Raw genomic sequence first — 22,422 nt, forward strand, 5'->3', positions numbered from 1 at the left:
AGCCTCCTTGTCGTTTCATGAATTTTGTTAAGGAAATCGTGATGAACACTCACGCGACCGATGTTATTTTGCATGCTTTTGATTGGCCATATGAGATGGTTGAACAGCGTGCAGAGCAGATACATCAAGCGGGCTACAAATATGTCCTTGTTTCACCACCAATGAAATCATTAAAAAGGGAAACAGGTACACAGTGGTGGCAGCGCTATCAACCTCAAGATTATCGAGTCATAGATAATCAACTCGGCAACACAGAAACATTTAAAAGCATGTTAGAGGCGCTTTCGTCCTTCGGTGTGGGCGTGTATGCCGACGTCGTATTTAACCATATGGCTAATGAGTCATCGTTAAGGTCGGATCTTGTCTATCCTAACGCATCTGATTTGTTGGCTTACCAGAAGCAATTTGAATACTACCAAAAGCAACGCCTGTTTGGAGATCTCAGCCAGCCGCTGTTTGATCACGAAAACTTCGTCGAAGCCTTCGGTATTGAAGATTGGGAAGACCGTTGGCAAGTTCAAAATGGACGTATCACAGGTGGGCCATCTGATCCGGGCTTACCGACGCTTAGGGTATGCGATCACGTTGTCGAACAGCAGCAGGCGTATTTGAAAGCGCTTAAAGCGTTGGGCGTCAAAGGCTTTCGTATTGACGCAGCTAAACATATGACACTTGAGCATCTTAAGCGAGTGTGGAGTGAAGAAATTTGCCAGGGTATTCATATCTTTGGTGAAATCATTACCAGTGGTGGGGCAACTCAACCTGAATATGAGCTGTTTTTACAACCTTATTTGGCCGAAACTCGCTTAGGCGCTTACGATTTTCCGCTGTTTCAAACTCTGTACGATGCCCTGCAGGGAGAAGGGAGCTTAAAGGCTCTGGTTGACCCGTATTGTTTTGGTCAGGCGTTATCTGAGTCTAGGGCGATAACCTTCACTATAACTCACGATATTCCCAACAATGATGTATTTGCCAATTTAGTCATGAGCGAAACGCAAGAGTGGCTCGGCTATTGTTACTTACTGGGGCGTGATGGTGGAGTGCCACTCATTTACACAGATCTTGATACCAGTGGCATTACCAATCAGAACAAGCAACCTCGTTGGCGAGACGCTTGGAAAGATAAAAAACTATTAGCGGCGATTGAGTTCCATAACCGTATGCATGGTAGCGCGATGAAAATCGTTGAGGCATCTGATGACTTGCTGGTATTTAGCCGCGGTAATGAAGGCATGGTGATAATCAACAAGTCTAAGCGTTCTCAGACGGTTGAATTCAAAGCGAACTGTGAGTGGGTGGATTTACTGACGAATACCAACTTATTGCCAAGTAAAGGCCAATGTCTGACCGTGGTGGATCCCAATACAGCGATGATGTTAGTCTCGGGCTAATCCGCTAAGCTGGCGTGCTAAGCAGCGCGCCAGTTTTCTTGTGGCTATAGCGTGATTGTTTAGCGTCCTAGGATGGCACTTTCTAAGTTGCTAAACAGATCATCATTGCCATCAAACAAATCATCCACAACGACAGTACGCTGCTTACCCGATTGCATCTGCTTGGTGGCCTCTCTGACGCGTAAAACTAATTTGAGCTCGCTACCAAGTTTAGACTCGCCCTTAGCTTGCCACTGGTTAATCTGCTTTGTGTATTGAGTCTCTTTCAGCTCTGGCTTAAGAGTAGTTAACTCGCTCTGAACAACGTTAAGTAGGTCAATCTGCTGATCACGCTGATCACCTAATCCTTCCAAGCGAATCAGTAATGCGGTCAGTAATTCATTGAACTGAACGTATCCTCCCTGCTTAGGAAAGCGGGCGCTAACGCGTGAAGATACCTCGACAGTATTCGTCAGCGTATCTGGCGTATAAGTGAGAGAAGTCAAGGTATCAAATGGCAGCCAAAACGACTGTCCCGCTTGCACGGCATACTCAATTTTACCCAATTTCACTAACACCAAGCCTTGTTTTACATTGATAAGTTTATGTTTTAACGACTTCTTTCGTGGCGTACACACAAGAAATTGGTGATTTTGTGACTGAAAAGAAATGGCGTGATGCATGAAACTGTTCTCTGGTTTTCGGGGCGCTAAGATTAACGTTTATTAGAAAAAAAGCCAACTTTGTGCAAGGTATGGCGCAAATTCCGATAAATAGTCTGGTCTGACCTTTACAGTTCTGAGAGAACTATAGCTGCTAAGAACCGTTTCTATGCGTAGAATAGTCCCGCTTTTTACCTAATGTATTAAATAATGACGACAAACACCGACCCATTTATTGAAATTCGTCCATACAATGATGACGAAATTCCGGCGGCAATTGACCGCTTAGTAAACGATGAAGAGTTCATCAGTGCCATTTTACAGCACCGTTTTTCTAACCGCTCCGGCTGGTTTAAAACCCTTATGTCTCCAGTGGTTAAGATTTACCTTAAAATGAAGTGGTCAAAACTGAACTCAGTTGAAACCATCCAATTAGAAGTAAAGAAGTATCTTGATCAAACGCTGAAGTCAACGACACAAGGTGTCACCTATAGCGGCTTAGAGAAACTAGATCCACAGCAAGCTTACTTATTCGTTTCTAACCACCGCGATATTGCTATGGATCCTGCGCTGGTTAACTACGGTTTGTTCCAAAGTGGCCATAAAACTGTACGTATCGCAATTGGTGATAACTTATTGAAAAAACCATGTGCGACAGAATTAATGAAGCTCAATAAAAGCTTTATCGTTAAACGTTCGGCTAAAGGGCCACGTGAGATGATGAAAGCGTTGGGAACGCTGTCTGGTTATATTAAACACTCGCTCGATACTGGTCACTCGATCTGGATTGCGCAAAAGGAAGGCCGTGCGAAAGATGGCAATGACTTTACTGATCCTGCGATTTTGAAGATGTTCCATGTTGAAGGGCGCAAACAGAAGCTCGCTTTTCCTGACTACATCAAATCTTTGAGAATTGTTCCCGTCGCTATTTCTTATGAGAATGACCCTTGTGATATCGCCAAAGCACTAGAACTGCATGCCAAACAATCGCATGGAAGTTACGAGAAAGGTGAGTTTGAAGATATTGAAAGTATTATCCAAGGGATCGTTGGCGAGAAAGGTCGTGTTCACGTTGCTTTTGGCGATGTTATTGAGCAAGACTTTGAAACACCAGAAGCGTTAGCGCAAGAGATCGACCGTCAAGTACATGCCAACTACAAGTTATTTCCAATTAACGAGTTAGCGGCGGGTAATGAACAGGTATCTGATGAGGTAAAAGCGGTACTGGCTGCGAAGTTGAACTCGTTGCCGCAAGACGCTCAACCGTATTTAGTTGCCAGTTACGCAAATCCGGTTAGAAATCGCCCTTAACTAAAGCCAATACTGAAATAGCCTCTCAAATGAGAGGCTATTTTGTTTTGACGTTAGTCGTAAATTGTTGGAATAGGTTGGCGCTTATGCTGCGTTACATTGTAAATGTGAACTAAGCGATCGGTTACTTCTGCAGAGACAGGTTTGCCTTCTAAAAAATCGTCGATTTGATCGTAAGTCAGGTTGAGTGCGTCTTCGTCGGCTTTTTGCGGTGTCAGCTCTTCTAAGTCAGCGGTTGGAACTTTCTTCACCAGTAATTCTGGCGCACCTAAGGTTGCTGCCACTTCACGAACCTGACGTTTACTTAGTCCAAATAGTGGTGCCAAGTCGCAAGCGCCATCACCAAATTTGGTGTAGAAACCAGTAATGTTTTCTGCTGAGTGATCAGTACCAATGACTAAACCGCCAACGTAGCCTGCGATTTCGTATTGTGCGACCATGCGAGCGCGAGCTTTGACATTGCCTTTAACAAAGTCGATTTTTGCCTTATCGTCTGGGCGCAGAGCTGTTCCTTCAAGTGCAACATTGGTCGCTGCATGAAGGCCATCAACGCCCGCTTTAATGTTGACAGAAACTGAGTGCGACGGCTGAATAAATTGCAGAGCGATTTGTGCTTCGTCTTCATCTTTCTGCTCACCGTATGGCAGTCGTACGGCGATAAACTGATAGCCACCGCCAAATTCTTCGTTGAGCTGGTCAACAGCAAGTTGGGCCAAACGACCACAAGTAGTGGAGTCCACGCCACCACTAATGCCAAGAATCAAAGACTTACATCCTGCTTCTTGAAGTTTTCGCTTAATAAAGTCGACACGACGGCTAATCTCAAAATGAGGGTCGATTGACGGCAGAACGCGCATTTCATCGCGAATCAACTGTTCCATTGTATTTCCTTCCTGCAAGCAATGTAGTTTAAAATTGGGCAATATAATTGGTAGCCTTAACAGGTCTCCCTCAGCAGGCATATTTATGCTGAAGTGAACGTGTTAAAGTCACGTGCCTATATCATACCGCAATCAAGGAATTAGAAAACTGCGATCACAGTTTTCAATAAAGAGTGAATGAAGAAAATGAGCAAAATTGCCGTATTTGGAAGTGCATTTAACCCACCAAGTGTAGGCCATCAAAGTGTGATTGAGTCTTTGGCACATTTTGATCGGGTCTTGCTGCTGCCAAGTATTGCTCATGCGTGGGGCAAGCAGATGCTTGAATACAGTGATAGATGCCAACTGGTCGATCTCTTTATTCAAGACTTGCAAGCGAACAATGTCGAGCGCTCAACGATTGAAGAGAATTTACTTCGCCCTGAAGGGAGCGTGACAACGTTCGCAGTGCTTGAAGCATTGGAAAAACTCTATCCCGACAGCGAGCTGACCTTTGTTATTGGGCCAGATAATCTGCTTAATTTTTCCAAGTTCTATAAAGCAGATGAAATTGTCAGTCGTTGGTCTGTGTTGTGTTGTCCAGAAAAGGTTCAGGTTCGAAGTACTAATATTCGTGATGCACTTCAAAATCGAAAGGATATTTCTCATTTTGTTACGCAAAAAGTGTGTCGTATGTTGCTCGAAAAGGAGTATTATTAATCAGGATTTCATACTATATATAGCGAGCGTGAATGTTTAGATGCAAAACAATAGGTGCGGTGGTGTTGTGCTTCTCTTCATTTTCCAATGCCTGTTATTGGAATCAAAAAGAAACATCGGCGCTCTCTTTAATGTTAATCGACTCTGATACATCCTGTTTCTCGGTTTTTGACCTAGAATCGACCACCAGTCTTAGCGACCAAGCTTTTGGCGATTTGCATCAAGCTGAGAGAGAAGATTACTCCTCTTACTGGCTCGATTGGCTGTTTGGTACGGATTCAAATCCGCTTATTTCCAACCGTGCTTCATCTAACTATTTTGGCTTGGGAGTTTGGGTTCCAAGTGAACTTGAGAAGCAGATGAAGGCGATGGATATCGAAGACTGGATTAAAAGTCACGGTGTGCAATTTAGTGTTGGATTCGGTGATGTGCAGTCAGGCAAACCCCGCGTGCGCATTGATTATCGCTGGCATGATCAATATGACGGCGACGTTATGATGCAGGTAGAAGTCCCATTTTGATAAGCCTTCCACTTACGCAGTCAACAGCGATCCGTTAGCCGTTCGACACCCGCTGATCTTGACTCGCCCCTTGTAATCTTTGCGAAACGATATTTTGGGGCGTATCTGGTTTAGAAAAATAGTAACCTTGAATCTGGTTACAACCCATCCGATAAAGCTTCTCTAGTGCTTCTTGCTCTTCCACTCCCTCAGCAACTAACGATACTTCCAGTTGTTTTGCCAATTGAACAATCAACCACACCACGCGTTCTGCTGTCTCGTTGCTTAGCATATTGCGGATGAAAGTCGCATCGATTTTAATACAGTCGATGGGGTAGCTATGAATATAATTAAGACTTGAGTAGCCAGTTCCGAAGTCATCCAGTGCCACTTTAAAGCCAAGAAAGCGTAATTTGTTGAGAATTTTCTTCACTTCTTCGGTCTGAGTCAATAACACCGTTTCTGTCAATTCAATGGTAAACTGATCGGGTTTGAAACCGTAATTTTTGATGGTAGAAAGTAGATGTTGAAGATAGCGCGATGAGTTATTGAGTTCATGAGCCGAGCAGTTCAGACTTAGGTTAACACTGTATCCCAGTCCTTTTTCTAGAGCGACTTTTGCTTTGCATGACAATTCAACAATATGTTCACCGAGCTCAACAATAAGGCCAGATTGCTCCGCTGCTTCGATAAACTCAAGCGGAGAAATGGTGCCTAATGCATGGCTTTCCCAGCGTGCGAGTACCTCAAAATAATCCCAACGATCTGTTGTGCGGTCAACAATAGGCTGGACAACAACATAGATTTCACTATCTCCAATGCACTCCTTGGCTAATTCTGTGCGCAAAGCATCGATCACCAGTGTTCGCCGATAGTATTGTGCACTTAAATGAGTGTCGTAGCACTGAACTTGTAGGTGTCGCGATTTTTTGCACTCTTTTAGCGCCAAGCTAGCGTTTAGGATAATTTGATCAGCAGACAAACTTTGTCCATTGTTCTTTGCTAGGCCAATGCTGGCAGTAAATTTAATTTTGTGTGAAGGATCTTGATAGCCCTTTTCTAGGTTCTGGATAATGGTGTAGCAAATTTTGAATGGATCACCGGATTGAGTAATAAAGGCAAATTCGTCACCTGCGATTCTAAACGCGAATTTCTCATCAACGATGGTTTCTTTTATCGTCTTGGCGACAAACTTTATGATTTGATCACCGATGTAGTTCCCATATAAATCATTGATTGACTTAAAATTATCAATATCTAGGTAGGCTAGAGTAAAAGGAATGTTTTGTGTTTCACTCAATAGTTCCAGCTTATCTGACAGGTAGCTTCTATTGAGCAATCCAGTAAGGTTGTCATGGGAAACTTCAAAGCTAAGTTGATCGACCAGTGTTTCGGAGCGCGCTGTTAACCATTTAGACTTAAGATTGTGTGTCACGATATTGGCAAACAGTTTATGGACATAGACAAGATCTTGTTTCTTGTCTGCCCGCATTGGTGTGGCGTAGGTTGAAAGCAATATACCAAGTATTTCGCCATTACTGGTTTTTAACGGAATCGCCAAGTAGGATTCAATATTATGCTCGGTCAGATAGCGCTCGTTAGGGTGTAAGCTTTTTGCATCCGCTTCGCAGACAATAAAATCACGATTCGACTTGGTGACGAGAATACAGGCGTTGTGAGTCAGTGGCGCGAGATTGTTGTCACAACTAACTTGTGTGCCGCTAGATGAAGCGAGCAATGTTGAGCGATTGGTAAACTGATCAAGTTCGATTATAGATGTGCAAAACGAGTCAGAGAAGTTTTGCAGTTCTGATGTCGCCTTGTTGAGTAAGGCCTGTCCATCCAAACTTAAAGTGTCGTTAATGGTCTCGATGTTTAACGAGCTCTTTACTGACGTTGTCCTAACCATACCGGTAACTCACCTTTATTGTGATTTATCTCACTTAATTGTTGATCTGGTTACTCAATAAATATGGTACGTGTCTCATATTAAAGCAAACGGTAATAAGCGGTTTTTCTCCTAGGACTTCTTATTGTTGATTCGAGAGGCGCTCTTTTAGGTAATCTAAAAAGAGTTTGGTACGGGTGTGTTGATAATCAAGCTTTGGATAGTAGGCATACACTGTCGCTTCATCGGCGGTGATATCCGGAAGAATCCGCTGTAGTGCGCCTAACTTAAGATCTTCTTTGATCATTACATCATTGGTCAGTAATACTCCCATTCCACTTTTGGCTGCGTAGAATAGTGCTTCAGGGTTAGTGGTCGCGAAATTGCCGCTGAGGTGTAATTTGTGCCCGTTTGTCAATGTGAGCTCTTTTTGTGTACGTTCGCCCCAGACGAGCATGTTGTGCTGGGGAAGTTCGCGAAAGTCTTTTGGCTCGCCAAATTGGGCAATGTAGCCAGGGGAAGCATAGAAGCCAGCTCTATGCTCAAATAGCGCGGTGGCTTTAAAGCTCAATGAGTTCAGTTGCTCAATTTCTCGGCTGATAAACAGATCTAAACTGAGTGTTGGCAGTTGACCAGGCGTGGTGGTAATAAGCTGGATACGAATGTCGGGGTACATTTGCAAAAAGTCATGCAGGTGCTGGACGAGGAACTTAGATCCGACCGCCAAGGTTGCGCCGATTTTTAGTAGGCCTGCGGGGTTTTGAGATACCGAACGTGTCTCATCTACAATAGACTGCCAACCGTCGAGTTGAACTTTGGCGCGTTCGTAAAAAAGTGCGCCCGCTTCGGTTTGCAGCACCGAGCGAGTCGTGCGTTTTAGTAACTGCACACCAATTCGCTCTTCTAACCAGTGAATGCGTTTACTGATTGCTGAGCTTGTAGTGTTGAGCGTGCGAGCTGCGCCGTTAAAGCTGCCCTCATCGACTACCCGAATATAACTTTGTACACTCTGAATCCAATCCATATTTTCGCCTTATTGTTTCTTATTTGGCACTAATCTCTTTCCATTTCGATATATTATCATTCAGTAGTAGGTAATTTAAACTGCCGGAATTGTAGTTCAGTGGAGAACCTGCTGTGAAAAAAACACCTATCTTGCTCGCAATGATGATTATTGCCACTGGTCAAGTCGGTGTTAGCATCTATCTTCCATCTCTCCCTTTGATCAGCCAGTCACTTGATGCAAGCCAAGCTGATGTTCAGTTGCTCGTGACCTTGTTTTTGGTCGGTTTTGGTGTATCACAACTGTTCTACGGCCCCCTATCTGATGCGATAGGTCGGCGTCCTGTGTTTATCTTGGGTCAGGGTATTTACCTACTCGGTACAGTGATCTGTCTGGTTTTCTCTCAACACATTCACATTCTAATTATCGGCCGCCTATTGCAAGGTTTAGGTGCAGGCAGCGCATCGGTTCTCGGCCGAAGTGTTCTCAGAGACAGTTATGAGGGCGCTCAGCTCACCAAAGCTTTGTCGTATATTTCGATCACCGCATCAATCTTACCGATTGCAGCGCCTGTATTAGGTGGTTGGATCGCTTTCTACTTAGGTTGGCAAGCGGTTTTCACCTTTGTACTTATTTATCTCATTGCGATTTTCACTTTAGGCTACTGCATCTTGCCTGAAACCATGACCTATGGAAAAACGCATTTTAGTATCGCAGGGGTGGTGAGAAACTACGGTGCTTTACTGACCAATAGCCAAGTGATCAGCAGTGCTAGCTACAACTGGATTAGCTACCTCGCGAGCTTAGTTTCGTTGTCTGTAATGCCATTTATAATGCAGCACGAGCTCGGCTTAACCAGTGCACAGTATGGCTCTGTAATGATCATTCCTTCCGCAGGATTAATGATCGGCAGTATTAGCTTAAATATACTTAATCGCTATTTAGAGACTCGGCAATTGTTGGCGGTGGCGATTAGCATCATGTTAATGGCAGGGTGTTGGCTGTTGGTGACGGACGTTAGTTTAGTGAATCTGATTGTCGCATTTACCTTACTCACCATTGCGCAAGGCATGTCATTCCCACTTTCTATCAGCATGCTACTGGCACCTCATAAGCGTCAAGCGGGCTCTGTTTCGGCGCTTTCTGGCTCTATTCAAATGTGCTTGGCTGGCTTGTTTGGCGGTTACTTGGTTGAGTTTTGGATAGATAGCCAATTTGCGATGGGACTGTTTTATCTCCTGTCGGCAACGGTGATGGGCGCGGTTTTGCTTTCGTCGCGCAAACATCTGCACGTTCAGCGAGAGTTTGCTTGATTTCATATAGGGTATACAATGCCCGCAAATTTATATGTTGAGAACTGTTCGATGGAACTAAAAGAATTTGAAGCATTGGTCACTGCGTTGTGCGAAAAAGAAAACCTACCACAAGCGTTGGAACACTTGAAAACAAGTGATGACACTGAAGTCGCAGAGGCCGCGCAATCTTTGGCCGGACAATTTGCGTTGGCAGAGGTGGAGGGGGCAAAACGTATTTACCATGTGACACTGCAAACTAATGAACAAGGTGAAGAGCAAGAGTTTGTCGAGCATGTTATGGACGAAGGCGATGACGTGATCCGCTTTGTGGCCTGGTTTTTTGACGTCATGTTTGATGTCAAGCGTAAAGATACCTATCAAGCAGCAGGTAAAACCTACCAACAGCCAAAACGTAGCTAACTGGTCAACAAAATATGTGATTTATATCTTGTTTTTAATTTATTTGTGATTAAAATCACATTTAATGTTTTGAGGAGATAATCATGAATCACGAATTAGGCAATGCATATCTAGGTCAGATGATCGCTAAACAAGCTATGCAAAATGCACTTTACGGTAAGCCTAAAGCTCAAAAAGCTTCTTTCATCAAACGCATGATGAAAAAAGTCGTCAGCGCTTAAATAAAACGGATTTTAAGTTGAGTGAGACGAGATAGCTTGTACTGACTCATTGTTATAAAGCCCCTCAATTGTTGCGGGGCTTTGTTGTTTTAGTTACAGGGAAACGACATTGTTTGGCACCGAACTTAGGCCTTTTTCTTCAATCCAAGCAGACAAATTGTCCGCGCCACCAATGTAATGGCCATCTAGCCAGATTTGTGGAACCGTAACTGGTGTTTTTTCACCAATTATCGCTTTAACTTCTGGAATCATACGATACAAGGCAGCGCTGTCTTTTACCACGTCATAATAGTGGTACTCAATGCCTGCATCGTCGAGTAACTTTTTCGCTTTTACGCAGTAAGGACAGGTCGCTTTGCCATAAACAAGGTTGCCTTTTAATGTATCTCGCTTGGTCCATTCTTGAATGACAGATTGAACCAAAACACCGCGATTGAGAGCCTCTCCCTGACTGACCACTTTACCTTCGACCAAAAGAATCGGCGCGTGCCACGCTCCGGCTTTAAGTGGTTCCCACCAATGCGAGAGCCAGTCTTTAACTTCTAGCTCGACTGGAACGCCTGCGAGTTCATTTTCAAAGGTGTCTTTGAGAATGTCTTTTGTCAGCGTGCATTCTCCACAAGGGATGTTGACCTTAAAAGGTCCCCAGCTACCTGCCCAACGATAAAGTGTTAATTTGATGGCTTGTGTCATAAAGCGCTCTCCGTTCAAAGCTATGAATGAGTAGAACGAGTCAGTGAGCTATTTCTTTCAATCGCTGGCTTTTTTTGTTTTCCCACTGAGTAATAAAAGCCACAGACGCGATAATGATGGCAGCGCCAAGCCATAGTCTTCCAGGCGGAACCCAGCCAAAAACCATCCAACCAGCAAGAACGTTAAGCGGTAGCTTGGCGTGATCGAAAGGCTGAACAAAAGACGCATCAGCCACCGAATAGGCTTTAACGATAGCCCATTGAGCCAAAGCCGTCATAACACCAGCTGCGATAAGAATAAGCCACAGTGAACCACCAGTAGGAATTTGCCATTCTGGTAGAGCTAGCAATAGGTTAAATGGGGTAATCAAAATTAAAAGATACACCACCATGGTTGAAGGTGAATCTTGAGAAGAGAGTTTTTTGACCATTAAGGCATAGCATGCCCAAAAAAATGCGGCGCCGACCGGAAGCAACGTCGCCCAACTAAAATTGTCGGCCCAAGGCTCTAGAATGATCATTGCGCCAATAAAACCAGTGACGGTAGCGCCCCATCGAGCAGGACTGACTTGCTCTTTCAAAAACAGACCCGATCCCACAGTGGCGAAAAGTGGCGAAGTCATTAGCAGCGCAATGCCCTGCCAAATAGGCACCGGATATGCCAACGCCCATAACCAAAGTTGGATGCCAATCACAGCGAGAAATACACGCAGCACGTGCATACCAAGATGTTGCGTGCGTAAGGATTGACGAATCCCCAACGTTTTCAAATAGGGCAGAATGACAACAAGAGCGATACCATATTGCACTAAGGCAACGGTAGTTGAAGAAAGACCATATTTGATACTTGCGACTTGAGCTAGGCTGTTCACAATGGCAAAAGCGAGCCCTGCGCTTAGCATCCAACTGGCACCTTGCAACGGGAAATGTTTTTGGCGGGTCATAATATAAGTGTCTGAAAAATTAATAGGCTGAATCATACGATCTTCTCTAGCTCAGGTCATCTTAGGAATTTGAGCTTGTTGCACAAACATTTAGAATGATTCAGGCGATATATCAATCAGATCGGCCAGCATTAAACCTATGTGGCTATTTTCTGTTCAAGGTATATACAGAAAGCACCACCAAGATAAGACCAATGGCATGCCAAGCAGTAAAGACTTCATCAAGCACGATCACAGCTACACCGGCGGTGATCGCCGGGCCAATGTTACTGGTGAGGCTAAGCGTCGTAGGCGTTAGCCTCGCCATCGCAGCGGCGACCAAATAAGACGGCAATACGGTACAAAAAATACCCAGCACAATTCCCGTAGTGACCAGTTGCTGGCTCCAAGTTGAAATGTCGCTTTCGCTAAGTGATAGATGAACTAAAATTGCTAGCCCGGCGCTCCCCATACCAATGCTGGTGAAAAGTGAGCTGCCTAATTGGCCTATCAGCGGTTTGCTCCACACTAAGTAAAAAGCGAAGACCAGCGCAGAGCTGACGGCAAGCAAGCTACCGACAAAGACGGATTGGCCGAATGTATTGACGTCGTGGACGACTATAAAACTGATACCCAGATAACCAATGAGCGCGGAGACTAAGACACTTCGGGTAGGTTTTTGCCCGTATAGCACCCAACTGATCAGCACGACAAATGTTGGAAACAGGAAAATCAGAAGTCGTTCTAGTTGAGCGGTAATAAATGCCAATGACGCAATGTCGAGAAAGCTCGCTAAGTAATAGCCCATCACCCCGATAGTGGCGGCTTTAAGGCCAAATTTTTTGACCTTACTGCGGTTTTCTCTGTGTCTGCATAAGTAAAGTAGCATTAATAGGTAGAGTGGCAGAGAGCTGAAGGCGCGTAGCGTCATGATCGATGTCGCATCACCACCATATTGATAGGCGATTTTAATCAGGACGGGTTTGACAGAAAATAAAATACAGCCTGCCAAGGCCAGCAATATACCAACTTGAGTGATGGAAGAAGCGTTCGTCGGCGAGGCTTGAGTGTCTTCAGTCATATTTCTCGTATCCTTACTAAGAGGGGGGGCTACGAGAAAGGTGAGGTTCTGGCTACTTTTCTCGTAGCCAGACAGGCGAATACCTACCGGCTACAGATATTGATGAGAAGCAGCCAAAGGTAGGTAAATGCAAATTTCATAATGGTTCCTATGTGATGAAATTTTAGACTATCGATATATGAGTGAGATTGCAAACGTCAAATCATGCTGATTGCAATTTAGTCTCGATCTGACCGAGCGCTTTCTGATACATGCTCCAAGCGCTAATGCCCGCTAAAATATTGCCACCGAACGCACCCCAGAATAGACCTTGAATACCTCCCAACTGCGCACCGAGCCACAAGCAAGGTAAGAAAAAAGCAAACAGGCGCAGTGCTGAGATGGTCAATGCGGTATATGACTTACCTAAAGCGTTGGATATCGACACCATCAACATACACACTCCTAACGGCCCGAGACTGAGGGGGACAACCATCAGGTGGTAGTTGAGTATCGCTTCAACCTCTGCCTCACTGGTCATCAAGTCAGAGAGTAGGCTAGAGCTAAAAAACGTAATAGCAGCGATAAGCACTTGAAAGCCAAGGACGAATTTAGTCGCGATGACAACCAGTTTACGAATGTCCGCTAAATTGTTTCCTCCCAACAATTTTCCTACCATAGGCGGCATGGACATTGTCAGTGCGAGTACCGACACAATCGCAAAAAATTCGAAGCGCGAGCCGAGCGCCCATGCAGCGACAGCGGCAGTACCATAACTGGCAAGGAGCTTGGTCGCTAACATTGAAGAGATAGGAGGGAGTAACTGACTGATCATCGCAGGCCCCATAATGTGGCCTATGGATTGTACGCTTTTGGTGACGTTTAAATCGCTCCAATCAAAGCTCATCCACTGTTTATTCGCCACTCTAGGTGCGACGATCAAGACCCCAATACCAAATGCGAGAATTGTTGCCATCGCTGCGCCATTGATGCCCATGTCCAACGTAAAAATAAAAATGGGGTCGAGAATCAGGTTAAGCAGACTGGTGACCATCATCATGGTGCCGGGGAGCATTGTATTGCCGTTGGCTCGACATAGACTGTAAAAGAAGTACAACACAGCGCCTACCCAAGCGCTGACTGCCCAAAATATCCAGTAACTGTCTATAATCGGCAACACGCTGTCCGGTGCGCTGAGTAGCGCCAGAATGGGTTTACGTAATAGGTAAATTAACGCAGCGAATAGCGCCACGCCAATACTGCCTATAGTAATGACCAGACCGCCGAGTTGTTTCGCATAGCGTGCTTGGTTGGCGCCAATTGCTTTGGCAATTACCGCTGTCGTCGCAATGCCCAAACCGACTTGAATGCCGATAATGACCATTTGAATAGGCAGCGTAAATCCTTGAGCCGCAAGAGGAAGAATGCCTAGTTGACCAATAAATGCACTGTCAACAAGCTGAAAGCTCATCAGTGAAAGAACGCCAAACAGCATAGGCCAAGTCATCTTGAACAGTTGTTGCCCTAGTGAAGGGGTTTTGTCTTGATTCGTTGCAGTCATAAGCCAACTTAGGTTGAGTAAAGTTTGCAATATAAACCGAGGTAAATGACCTCGGTTAATTATTCGTGTTACAGATACATCGTTGCTGCGCGTCGATAATTCAAGTCTTGAGTGGCAAAAATACTCACTCTTGTTTGAATTCGTCGGCATAACCTTTTGGTGGCGGTGTCCAGCCGCGTTCGTGATTATCATTTTGGTCTGCTTGAATGGCGAGTTTAATTTTTCTCATTTGAGGCTATAAGTGACGCTGAGATAATGTGTGCTCCAAATCATGCAAATGTTCAACCACCAGCGAGGCAAAGGGGGCGAAATTGCTCGGTTTACCATGTGTCACCAGACAAGAAGGCATATCAGCGTTGAAAGCGGCTTGTAAATCATACAAGAAATCACCGACATAGAGGATTTGGTGGGGGGCTAAATTCCACTCATCGGCCAATGAAAGTAAAGAATCTGGTGCAGGTTTAGGCGGAAAATGTTCTCTAGTTATGATACGTGAAATGCGCAGTTGGTTGTGAGCAATTTTTTGTTCAGCCGCTTGGGCGCAATTACGGGTAATAATGGCCGTAAGCAATTGATTGGAATGGATGAAGTCAATCAGAGAGAGGCAACCGGGCATCGGATGTGAAGCGCTCGCATCGTCGAGTTCATGTTGTAGGATCAGCTCATTCGCTTGTTGAGTTTGGTCGTGACACTCTAGCTGGTCGACGTAAGAGAGCAAATCTTGATCGAGTGGGCAACCGATTTGCTCTCTCAGCCAACGAAAGTCCATATCAGAGCTAACCAGTGTATTGTCGAGGTCAAATACAACCGCTTTGATCTCACGAATATTCAATGGTACGTGTGACATAGACTCTCCTTGACGGTTAGGCGAACTCTTTCTCCAAGTACGCAACAATATCGGATGACTCATACATCCATTGTACAGCGCCATCTTTTTCAATTCTTAGGCAAGGTACCTTGACTCGACCACCACCCGCTTCCAATTCAGCGCGATGCGTTTGATCGTTCTTTGCGTCACGCAGATCAAACTTGACCGACTGACGCTTCATTGCGCGACGAACCTTGACGCAAAAAGGGCATGCTTCAAATTGATAAAGAGCATGTGATTGCGCTTTTGCATCAACTTGTTGTTGCGCTTCGTCAGAGCGTTTAACGCCCTTAGGTGAAAATACAAAGTTGAGCAGTAGGATAACTCGACCTAAAAACCAGCGGATAAACTTCATAACAATCCTATGTGTATAATTCTATTTAGAGATGACATTTCGGTTACGCATTGTAACTGAGATGTGATCAATCTTGAATCATAAAACTTAACCAACCTTGACTTGATGTTGCTTCGTCACTTCTATACCGAGCCGCTTGGCAAGACGGGTCAGGTTTGCACGGTCAGTTTTTAACATTCGCGCGGATTTAGCCCAGTTAAATTCGGCGGCCGTCAACGCCTCCACAATCATTTGGCGTTGATATGCTTCAGTCGCCTCACGCAGGCCGAGCGCAATATCGACCTCACTTTCGTTAGTTGCGCAACGCTTGGGTGATTCAAAATCGGTTACGACTGAGTGCAAATCACCGATATCTTCGACCGAGACGATGATTAATTTGCTACTGTGATTTCGAGCGCGAGCTTTGAGCGCAGCTCGGTTTATCACGTGTTCTAGTTCGCGGACATTTCCCGGCCAGTTATAACGTGACAAGACAAGTTGTGCATCCTTGCCCAATTTGATTTGTACGATCCCAAGTTTACGCCTTGCTTGTTCTAAGAAGTAACCTGCGAGCAGGACAATATCGCCATTTCTCTCGCGAAGCGCAGGAACGGTGATAGGGTAGACACTTAGTCTGTGAAAAAGATCAGAGCGGAAACGGCCTTGTGTGACTTCCTGTTTTAGATCTCGATTGGTCGCCGCGAGTACTCGGACATCAATGGTTTCGACTTTATCCTGTCCGACAGGTTGGATCTCATTGTTTTGTAGTGCGCGTAGAATTTTACTTTGCGCGGCAAGTGGCAGTTCGCCAATTTCGTCGAGAAACAGCGTCCCACCATCGGCAAGGGCGAACTTACCCATGCGGTTTTTATCCGCGCCAGTGAATGCCCCTTTAACGTGACCAAACAGTTCACTCTCAACCAGATTTTCTGGAATTGCCGCGCAGTTTACATAAACCAAAGGTTGCTTTTTACGTGGTGAAAGGTGATGTAGGCTGCGCGCAACCAACTCTTTGCCCACTCCGGTTTCGCCATGGATTAAGATATTAAAATTGGATGGCGCGACCACGTCAATATCGGCTTTAAGCGCTTGCATGATAGGGCTGTCACCGATGATCTCGCCACCATCTCGATCCCATGCATCTTCGTTAAGTTCTTCAAAGCGCTGCTGAGTTTGTTTTGCTTGCTGCTCTAGCTGACTCACGGTTAACGCAACTTTAAGGCTTGATGCAGCAATGGCTGACAGAGCATCTAAGCTGCGAGACGGAAATTGATCAAACGCTCCGGGTGTTAAGCTATCGAGCGTGAGTACGCCCAGTAGTTTGTCGGCATAAAACAAGGGTAAACCCATGCAAGAGTGCATCGGCAGATCGCCATCGTAGTCAAGCAACAGATTGTCGAACGGATCGGGTAGATTGCAGTCGGCATCAAATCTTACAGCCGTTTTAGACGCGCAAATTCGGGCAAATCTTGGATGTTCGTCTATCTTAAAACGACGACCAAACGTATCTCTAGTCAACCCCTGCATTGCCAGTGGCACCAATGTTTCACCTTGCAGTGACAGCAGAGCGACACAGTCGCATTGAATCGATTTGCGGATAGCGTCAAGGAGATTGCTAAATCTGTCTTGATCATTGTCACCGCGTGCGAGTCCGATTGTCATATCAATCAGCGTAGAAACAGAGATGTCTTGCATAAAATTTCCACCAGCAGTGTTGGGCTGGGCCTAGACGTATGGGTATGCTGCCCAATTAATCATAGCCAATGTTTGAATGCAACCCATCAGTGTCAAAATGACATGTTTTTTATAGGTCTTAATGACATAGGTGTGAATGAAAAGGCTAAGAAAACTAATGATTTAGGCTGGTGCTAAGTTGGCACGTTAAATGCTCTTAGGGGATATAAAAAATTTATTATAACAACTGAGGAGAAAGTCCGAATGCTTAACAACCAACATATTGAAGTCGTTAAAAGCACAATTCCACTGCTTGAATCTGCAGGTCCAGCGTTAACAGAGCACTTTTACCATCGAATGTTTAGCTACAACCCCGAGTTAAAAGATATCTTCAATATGACTCACCAGAAAACTGGCCGTCAAAGCGTAGCACTGTTTGAGGCTGTTGCGGCATATGCGAAGAATATTGAAAACCTCGATGCGCTGACATCGGCGGTGGAGCGTATTGCCCATAAACACACCAGCTTCAATATTCAGCCTGATCACTATCAAATTGTGGGTCATCATCTTATTGAAACGCTGCGCGAACTCGCGACAGAGGCCTTTACTCCAGAAGTGGAAGAGGCGTGGACGGAGGCATACTTATTTTTGGCTCAGGTATTTATTGATCGCGAAGGTGAGCTTTACTTACAACGTAAACAGGCCGTCGGTGGCTGGAAGAATGCCCGCCGATTTGTTGTTGCTTCTAAGCAACCAGAGTCGGAGTTTGTCACCAGTTTTGTGCTGAAACCTGAAGATGGCGCAAAGGTGCTTGATTACCAACCGGGTCAGTATATTGGTATTGAGCTTAAGCCGAGTCAAGGCGAGTATAATGAGATTCGTCAATATTCGTTGTCGCAAAAACCAAACGGCAGTGATTACCGTATCTCGGTTAAGCGCGAAGCTGGAGAACACAAAGGTTTAGTGTCTAGTTTCTTGCACGATGACGTAAAAGAGGGCGATGTTGTCAGCCTTTATCCGCCAGCAGGGGATTTCTATTACCAAGAGAAACAACAACCCGTTGTTTTGATCTCAGCAGGTGTAGGTGCAACTCCTATCCAATCTATGATGCAAACTCTGGCTTCACAGGGTAAAAAAGAGGTTAGCGTGCTTTATGCGTGTAATGGTCACAAGCAACACACGTTTAAGGCTGAAACCGAGCAGCTCACCCAACAACAAAACTGGAAGCGTTTCACTTGGTATCTCAATGAAACGAGCGCAGACTTTTCGGGGCAGCTTGACCTTAATTTAGTTGCCAAGGAGTTACCACTCGACAGTGCCGATTTCTATTTGTGTGGCCCGGTTGGTTTCATGGAGTTGGTGGTGCGTCAGCTCGAAGCGTTGGATGTAGGTCGCGATCGGATTCATTATGAGGTATTTGGCCCGCATACCTATCTATAAACTCCATCTATACATATGGCCCAATTTATGGGCCATTTTACGCTTCGAACTTGCTGTAAAAAGCTAGCTTTGAGCAAATCGCTTTTTTAGCCAAATCATGAGTTTTGACGCTTGGTTTGTTTCCACAGGCGACCGCTCAGTGGCGGTGTAGTAGCTCGCTAAAAACTGTGTTCTGAGCATTTGTACATCTTGTTGGGTGATGGCTGAAATAAGCTCGGCAGAGTTAAGAGCATGGTCATTGGCGAGGCTAAAGTCGAGCTTTAGATACCCTTGCAGGTAAAGCCAAAGGTGTGTACTTAGCGCCAACTGCTCTAACCCTTGTTGGGTAAACTTGTCAGCATGCTCACTACCGAGGTAGTCGCTAAAAGTCCGATACATCTCTTGGATTGAAGTGAGGTTAGATTGCAACTCGCTAGTGGCTTGTATATGTGCTTTGGTCAAAATCCCCAGCAAGTGATGGGTGACTGGGCTCTCAGGCTTATTTATCAGGGCGCGTTCAAATAACGGCGAATGTTGTTGGCAAAATAGCGCCCAAGCTTTGCTGTTTGACTCTACTGTCGGCAACGTATTCGCCCCGATGGTAGAAAGCTGCTGCTCTAACTCAGTCATTCGACTGCAACGTGGTAAGTGCTATTTCGAATGAGCCTTTATCTGAATCGACAAACAGGCTTTCACCCGTGATCATGACCGATAAATCCATGCTGCGTTCCACCACTTCAGAAAGAGCTTCTAGGCTGTTCCAGTCGAAGCGATAGATGTTGGCATTATATTGGTGGGCTTTGTTTTTACTTTGTTCCCACCAAACGTCAGACTTGCTATTAAACGAGAACACATCCACTTTTTTCGCCAGACGACATGCTTTCTTGATTCGATCTAACGACGGTTCCCCAAGATCGACCCATAGCTGAATTTGGTCATCGAGAGACTTCACCCAAAGATCTGGCTCTTCAGTGGTCGACAAGCCTTTGGTGAGCGCGAGATCCGGTTGCCACTTAACACAGAAAGCGAGAACACGCGCCATCATTCTCGGCACCGTTTCTGAAGGGTGCTGGGCAACGGTAAGCTGAGTCGAGTCGTATAGGTCGCGGTTGGTATCGGAAAGAGAAATTCGGAATTTATAGATAGTTGGTTTAAGTGCCATGTGCCTTACTTATTTATGCAAAAAGCGCTACGCAAAAAAATAGCCAGCGCGATGCTGGCCATTGTAATTCTTTAAAGCTTAAAAATTAAAGTACTTTAATTTGTTCAGCTTGTGGGCCTTTTTGACCTTGAGATACAACGAACTCAACTTTTTGACCTTCAACTAGAGTACGGAAACCGTCGCCAGTGATTGCAGAGAAGTGTGCAAAAACGTCTGGACCGTTTTCTTGTTGGATGAAGCCGAAACCTTTAGTTTCGTTGAACCATTTAACTGTACCAGTAACAGTGTTAGACATAATGTATATCCTTGATAAATCTTTCAAAAGCCATACGGCACCGATAGCGTGGAAAAGGAGATTGCTATAGCGTACGACGTTGCGGCAGATATACATGTAATCCAACGAAACGGCGAAATTAAACAAAGAACCGTTTTCTAGCTGCGATCCAGTCTAAAGCGAAGTGCAACTAAGTCAATAAAAATGAGGTATGATGTCGCGCTTAATATGGTGTTTTCACTAGAAATTTGCGCTAGGTATGGTTTCGAAAATAATACTGATTAGCGTATAAATAGTGTAACATTCGTTTGACCAGTGATTTGTGCTATCTAAGTATGTGCTGGTTAAAATTTAATCATTTATTATGGAGGCCGTATGGCGAAACGAAAATCGAATATCGATGTCGATGAGGTCATTCTCAGCAATGATGTCGAGTTAGGGCGAGGTCAGGTGCGAGACAACGCACTCAAGGCGATGGTCACGAGTAAGTTGTATAAAGCAAGGGTAGAAAAAGCGAAAAAAGGCAAAGGCAGTTTCCAACGTAACATCAAGCACAAAGGGAAAGAGCCCTATTCAAAAGCCGCTTAGTCAGCGAAGTTTGAATAGGGCTCTTTCTATTGACGTTATCTTTCTATTTTAGGTGAATAGATGGAATAGGCAGTAATTTGGCCTGCAACAATCGCCGAGAACATAAACAGAGCTGAAAGCCCAATACTTGGAATTGGTAAAATTGACTGCTCAAATACTGACTGGCTGGCACTAACTAACACTCGGCTCCCTGGAACCAGTATGATGATTCCCTGCACTATGTAGATTGAGCCAGTGAGATCCATTTTCTTCGCCAGCCAAGTTCCATATAAGGTAATCAATACCGTGGTAACCCAGGTACCCACCACCCAGCCACTCTCAAAACCAAGATAAAACGGCCCCCACATTCCTAGAGCAGCAACGGGTAGACCGAGTAAAACATCCATCGGTCGAGCGTTAAAAATGATTCCTAGCGAGATCGAAATTAGAAACAGGCCAAAGATATGCAGCCAAATCGGAACTTCGTTAATGTACTTCGATGCTTCCGCCTGTCCCCATATTGCTTCACCGATATTGAGCCCCATAACAATACCAACGAATAGCTTTATCAAGGTGAGTGCACTTTGACCGAGCAAGCTGGTGCCTGATACCAAATCGTTAAACGCAAGACACTCCAATGAGTTGGCAATGGAAAGACCGGGAACAAACAGTACTATCGCAGCGATACATAGCGCCCATACGGGGACAGCAGCGTCGGTACTGGCGAACAGGGCGACCAATATTCCGGTTAGGAGCGCGGCAATAAACTCAGCGGCAATAGCACGACGTGCACGGCATACTTGTTGAGTGCACCAGACTATGAAACCTAAGAACACCGAGATAAATATCGCATCCATAGTACTACCAACCAGCATGAGGTAGGCTGGCGGGATGCCCATATTGGCCAAGGCAATCACCCATTTAGGATAGCCAATTGGCTCAGGAACGGGTTCACTGCTCGGCTGGTTGATACGAATGATGGTATTAGCCAGCAAGCTCAGGTTGATCGAAGCTGGCTGAAGGCGCTTCATCACAACCGCATTGTTGTCATCAGGAAACTGATAATTGACTGTGGTTGGCGTCGCTTGAATCATAACATCCACATTGTGTTTACGTGCATAAAACTGGGTGTATTTTTCCAGTTTGTATGGCGCGCAACCACTGCGATGAAGGGTATCGCCAATCTCAACAATCTTGTTAATTCGGTACTCGGAAGGCATGGTAAATGAGCAGGTAAAAAAGTGTGGCGCAAAGGTATCAGAGCCCCTTATTTGAGACGAGTTACAAATGAGTGAATAGTGGTTAAGGTCACATAAAATCAGCCCTCATAATTCATCCTCATCTGCCGTTTTTTGAAATCTAAGATTTTGAGTGCAATTTTTGGTCAATAAGTTGTGCAAATCAGCGATTTTTATCACGAATTGCAAAATATTTTAAAGTGTGACAATTGTTATTTATATGTAACCTTGGAAAGTGGTGGTTTTCTATTTTTCGCTGCAGCAAGGGTCTCGACGAAGTCTTTTAAAATAAGGCATTAACAAATTATTTACATGGTTATTATTTGAACGCTTGCTACAACAACTAGCTGAAAATAGCGCTTGAATTTTGTTCTGGATGGGTGAAAATATGCGCAAAATG

The 22,422-nt window shown here is 44.9% G+C and carries 24 protein-coding genes; 9 read left to right on the forward strand and 15 right to left on the reverse strand.

Annotated features, from left to right (window positions below; all coding sequences use genetic code 11):
• The first annotated feature begins 41 nt into the window (after window positions 1-41).
• A complete protein-coding gene (locus TW81_RS03385) occupies window positions 42-1,391 on the forward strand; it encodes an alpha-amylase family protein (RefSeq protein ID WP_045954326.1) in 1,350 nt (449 codons plus the stop codon).
• A gap of 59 nt (window positions 1,392-1,450) precedes the next feature.
• Here the strand turns inward: TW81_RS03385 and TW81_RS03390 are convergent, their stop codons facing one another.
• Window positions 1,451-2,053, reverse strand: a complete 603-nt coding sequence (locus tag TW81_RS03390; protein WP_045954327.1) for a hypothetical protein — start codon at window positions 2,051-2,053, stop codon at window positions 1,451-1,453.
• Window positions 2,054-2,242: 189 nt separating this feature from the next.
• Here TW81_RS03390 and TW81_RS03395 point away from each other — a divergent pair, with 189 nt between their 5' ends.
• Entirely contained in the window at window positions 2,243-3,343 is a 1,101-nt protein-coding gene (locus tag TW81_RS03395) for a 1-acyl-sn-glycerol-3-phosphate acyltransferase (RefSeq protein ID WP_045954328.1), read from the forward strand.
• Between the two features lie 53 nt (window positions 3,344-3,396).
• On the opposite strand, the gene nadE is transcribed toward TW81_RS03395, so the two are convergent.
• On the reverse strand, window positions 3,397-4,224 hold the full coding sequence (gene nadE / locus TW81_RS03400; protein WP_045954329.1) for an ammonia-dependent NAD(+) synthetase: 828 nt from the start codon (window positions 4,222-4,224) through the stop codon (window positions 3,397-3,399).
• A gap of 186 nt (window positions 4,225-4,410) precedes the next feature.
• On the opposite strand from nadE, the gene TW81_RS03405 reads away from it, so the two are divergent.
• Window positions 4,411-4,923 carry a nicotinate-nicotinamide nucleotide adenylyltransferase gene (locus tag TW81_RS03405; RefSeq protein WP_045954435.1) on the forward strand — a complete coding sequence of 171 codons (513 nt, stop codon included), beginning with the start codon at window positions 4,411-4,413 and terminating at the stop codon, window positions 4,921-4,923.
• A gap of 32 nt (window positions 4,924-4,955) precedes the next feature.
• On the forward strand, window positions 4,956-5,444 hold the full coding sequence (locus TW81_RS03410) for a hypothetical protein (protein ID WP_045954330.1): 489 nt from the start codon (window positions 4,956-4,958) through the stop codon (window positions 5,442-5,444).
• A gap of 34 nt (window positions 5,445-5,478) precedes the next feature.
• On the opposite strand, the gene TW81_RS03415 is transcribed toward TW81_RS03410, so the two are convergent.
• The gene (locus TW81_RS03415) at window positions 5,479-7,332 is read right to left on the reverse strand and encodes a putative bifunctional diguanylate cyclase/phosphodiesterase (protein WP_045954331.1); all 1,854 of its coding nucleotides are present in this window, start codon (window positions 7,330-7,332) and stop codon (window positions 5,479-5,481) included.
• 121 nt (window positions 7,333-7,453) lie between these two features.
• Window positions 7,454-8,335 carry a LysR family transcriptional regulator gene (locus tag TW81_RS03420; RefSeq protein ID WP_045954332.1) on the reverse strand — a complete coding sequence of 294 codons (882 nt, stop codon included), beginning with the start codon at window positions 8,333-8,335 and terminating at the stop codon, window positions 7,454-7,456.
• Between the two features lie 140 nt (window positions 8,336-8,475).
• Between TW81_RS03420 and TW81_RS03425 the strand changes: the two genes are divergently transcribed.
• From TW81_RS03425 to TW81_RS19390, 3 genes are all read left to right on the forward strand, one after another.
• Window positions 8,476-9,627 carry a multidrug effflux MFS transporter gene (locus TW81_RS03425; RefSeq protein WP_204243979.1) on the forward strand — a complete coding sequence of 384 codons (1,152 nt, stop codon included), beginning with the start codon at window positions 8,476-8,478 and terminating at the stop codon, window positions 9,625-9,627.
• A gap of 51 nt (window positions 9,628-9,678) precedes the next feature.
• Window positions 9,679-10,029, forward strand: coding sequence for a hypothetical protein (locus TW81_RS03430; protein ID WP_045954334.1), 351 nt, complete (start codon window positions 9,679-9,681; stop codon window positions 10,027-10,029).
• An 83-nt stretch (window positions 10,030-10,112) separates the two neighbouring features.
• Window positions 10,113-10,250, forward strand: coding sequence for a hypothetical protein (locus TW81_RS19390; RefSeq protein WP_204243977.1), 138 nt, complete (start codon window positions 10,113-10,115; stop codon window positions 10,248-10,250).
• 93 nt (window positions 10,251-10,343) lie between these two features.
• On the opposite strand, the gene TW81_RS03435 is transcribed toward TW81_RS19390, so the two are convergent.
• From TW81_RS03435 to norR, 7 genes are all read right to left on the reverse strand, one after another.
• A complete protein-coding gene (locus tag TW81_RS03435; protein ID WP_045954335.1) occupies window positions 10,344-10,943 on the reverse strand; it encodes a glutaredoxin domain-containing protein in 600 nt (199 codons plus the stop codon).
• Between the two features lie 40 nt (window positions 10,944-10,983).
• Window positions 10,984-11,922, reverse strand: a complete 939-nt coding sequence (locus tag TW81_RS03440; protein WP_420835053.1) for a DMT family transporter — start codon at window positions 11,920-11,922, stop codon at window positions 10,984-10,986.
• 109 nt (window positions 11,923-12,031) lie between these two features.
• Window positions 12,032-12,946, reverse strand: a complete 915-nt coding sequence (locus tag TW81_RS03445) for a DMT family transporter (protein ID WP_045954336.1) — start codon at window positions 12,944-12,946, stop codon at window positions 12,032-12,034.
• 202 nt (window positions 12,947-13,148) lie between these two features.
• A complete protein-coding gene (locus tag TW81_RS03450) occupies window positions 13,149-14,486 on the reverse strand; it encodes an MATE family efflux transporter (RefSeq protein ID WP_045954337.1) in 1,338 nt (445 codons plus the stop codon).
• Window positions 14,487-14,721: 235 nt separating this feature from the next.
• Window positions 14,722-15,333, reverse strand: a complete 612-nt coding sequence (locus TW81_RS03455) for an HAD family hydrolase (RefSeq protein WP_045954338.1) — start codon at window positions 15,331-15,333, stop codon at window positions 14,722-14,724.
• A 16-nt stretch (window positions 15,334-15,349) separates the two neighbouring features.
• Window positions 15,350-15,709 (reverse strand): glutaredoxin family protein, encoded by a 360-nt coding sequence (locus tag TW81_RS03460; protein WP_045954339.1) that lies wholly within the window; start codon window positions 15,707-15,709, stop codon window positions 15,350-15,352.
• Between the two features lie 87 nt (window positions 15,710-15,796).
• A complete protein-coding gene (gene norR / locus TW81_RS03465; RefSeq protein WP_045954340.1) occupies window positions 15,797-17,383 on the reverse strand; it encodes a nitric oxide reductase transcriptional regulator NorR in 1,587 nt (528 codons plus the stop codon).
• 243 nt (window positions 17,384-17,626) lie between these two features.
• Between norR and hmpA the strand changes: the two genes are divergently transcribed.
• The gene (gene hmpA, locus TW81_RS03470; RefSeq protein ID WP_045954341.1) at window positions 17,627-18,802 is read left to right on the forward strand and encodes an NO-inducible flavohemoprotein; all 1,176 of its coding nucleotides are present in this window, start codon (window positions 17,627-17,629) and stop codon (window positions 18,800-18,802) included.
• 63 nt (window positions 18,803-18,865) lie between these two features.
• On the opposite strand, the gene TW81_RS03475 is transcribed toward hmpA, so the two are convergent.
• The 3 genes from TW81_RS03475 to TW81_RS03485 form a co-directional block, all read right to left on the reverse strand.
• A complete protein-coding gene (locus TW81_RS03475; protein WP_045954342.1) occupies window positions 18,866-19,411 on the reverse strand; it encodes a hypothetical protein in 546 nt (181 codons plus the stop codon).
• Window positions 19,404-19,943, reverse strand: coding sequence for a YaeQ family protein (locus tag TW81_RS03480; protein ID WP_045954343.1), 540 nt, complete (start codon window positions 19,941-19,943; stop codon window positions 19,404-19,406). The genes TW81_RS03475 and TW81_RS03480 overlap by 8 nt, the downstream gene beginning before the upstream one ends.
• Window positions 19,944-20,028: 85 nt before the next feature.
• The gene (locus TW81_RS03485) at window positions 20,029-20,238 is read right to left on the reverse strand and encodes a cold-shock protein (protein ID WP_004745419.1); all 210 of its coding nucleotides are present in this window, start codon (window positions 20,236-20,238) and stop codon (window positions 20,029-20,031) included.
• Window positions 20,239-20,592: 354 nt separating this feature from the next.
• Between TW81_RS03485 and TW81_RS03490 the strand changes: the two genes are divergently transcribed.
• On the forward strand, window positions 20,593-20,805 hold the full coding sequence (locus TW81_RS03490) for an alternative ribosome-rescue factor A (RefSeq protein ID WP_045954344.1): 213 nt from the start codon (window positions 20,593-20,595) through the stop codon (window positions 20,803-20,805).
• Window positions 20,806-20,840: 35 nt separating this feature from the next.
• On the opposite strand, the gene TW81_RS03495 is transcribed toward TW81_RS03490, so the two are convergent.
• The gene (locus TW81_RS03495; protein WP_045954345.1) at window positions 20,841-22,004 is read right to left on the reverse strand and encodes a threonine/serine exporter family protein; all 1,164 of its coding nucleotides are present in this window, start codon (window positions 22,002-22,004) and stop codon (window positions 20,841-20,843) included.
• Window positions 22,005-22,422: the final 418 nt, after the last annotated feature.

This window comes from Vibrio galatheae, from assembly GCF_000967545.1.
Lineage (GTDB): Bacteria > Pseudomonadota > Gammaproteobacteria > Enterobacterales > Vibrionaceae > Vibrio > Vibrio galatheae.

Coding starts and splice junctions, on each gene's coding strand:
- TW81_RS03480 (WP_045954343.1), bottom strand. CDS start 19,943: ATGGCACTTAAACCAACTATCTATAAATTCCGAATTTCTCTTTCCGAT.
- TW81_RS03430 (WP_045954334.1), top strand. CDS start 9,679: ATGGAACTAAAAGAATTTGAAGCATTGGTCACTGCGTTGTGCGAAAAA.
- TW81_RS03385 (WP_045954326.1), top strand. CDS start 42: ATGAACACTCACGCGACCGATGTTATTTTGCATGCTTTTGATTGGCCA.
- TW81_RS03405 (WP_045954435.1), top strand. CDS start 4,411: ATGAGCAAAATTGCCGTATTTGGAAGTGCATTTAACCCACCAAGTGTA.
- TW81_RS03420 (WP_045954332.1), bottom strand. CDS start 8,335: ATGGATTGGATTCAGAGTGTACAAAGTTATATTCGGGTAGTCGATGAG.
- TW81_RS03395 (WP_045954328.1), top strand. CDS start 2,243: ATGACGACAAACACCGACCCATTTATTGAAATTCGTCCATACAATGAT.
- norR (WP_045954340.1), bottom strand. CDS start 17,383: ATGCAAGACATCTCTGTTTCTACGCTGATTGATATGACAATCGGACTC.
- TW81_RS03455 (WP_045954338.1), bottom strand. CDS start 15,333: ATGTCACACGTACCATTGAATATTCGTGAGATCAAAGCGGTTGTATTT.
- TW81_RS03425 (WP_204243979.1), top strand. CDS start 8,476: ATGATGATTATTGCCACTGGTCAAGTCGGTGTTAGCATCTATCTTCCA.
- TW81_RS03490 (WP_045954344.1), top strand. CDS start 20,593: ATGGCGAAACGAAAATCGAATATCGATGTCGATGAGGTCATTCTCAGC.
- TW81_RS19390 (WP_204243977.1), top strand. CDS start 10,113: ATGAATCACGAATTAGGCAATGCATATCTAGGTCAGATGATCGCTAAA.
- nadE (WP_045954329.1), bottom strand. CDS start 4,224: ATGGAACAGTTGATTCGCGATGAAATGCGCGTTCTGCCGTCAATCGAC.
- TW81_RS03495 (WP_045954345.1), bottom strand. CDS start 22,004: ATGCCTTCCGAGTACCGAATTAACAAGATTGTTGAGATTGGCGATACC.
- TW81_RS03390 (WP_045954327.1), bottom strand. CDS start 2,053: ATGCATCACGCCATTTCTTTTCAGTCACAAAATCACCAATTTCTTGTG.
- TW81_RS03410 (WP_045954330.1), top strand. CDS start 4,956: ATGTTTAGATGCAAAACAATAGGTGCGGTGGTGTTGTGCTTCTCTTCA.
- TW81_RS03460 (WP_045954339.1), bottom strand. CDS start 15,709: ATGAAGTTTATCCGCTGGTTTTTAGGTCGAGTTATCCTACTGCTCAAC.
- TW81_RS03475 (WP_045954342.1), bottom strand. CDS start 19,411: ATGACTGAGTTAGAGCAGCAGCTTTCTACCATCGGGGCGAATACGTTG.
- TW81_RS03440 (WP_420835053.1), bottom strand. CDS start 11,922: ATGATTCAGCCTATTAATTTTTCAGACACTTATATTATGACCCGCCAA.
- TW81_RS03445 (WP_045954336.1), bottom strand. CDS start 12,946: ATGACTGAAGACACTCAAGCCTCGCCGACGAACGCTTCTTCCATCACT.
- hmpA (WP_045954341.1), top strand. CDS start 17,627: ATGCTTAACAACCAACATATTGAAGTCGTTAAAAGCACAATTCCACTG.
- TW81_RS03450 (WP_045954337.1), bottom strand. CDS start 14,486: ATGACTGCAACGAATCAAGACAAAACCCCTTCACTAGGGCAACAACTG.
- TW81_RS03485 (WP_004745419.1), bottom strand. CDS start 20,238: ATGTCTAACACTGTTACTGGTACAGTTAAATGGTTCAACGAAACTAAA.
- TW81_RS03415 (WP_045954331.1), bottom strand. CDS start 7,332: ATGGTTAGGACAACGTCAGTAAAGAGCTCGTTAAACATCGAGACCATT.
- TW81_RS03435 (WP_045954335.1), bottom strand. CDS start 10,943: ATGACACAAGCCATCAAATTAACACTTTATCGTTGGGCAGGTAGCTGG.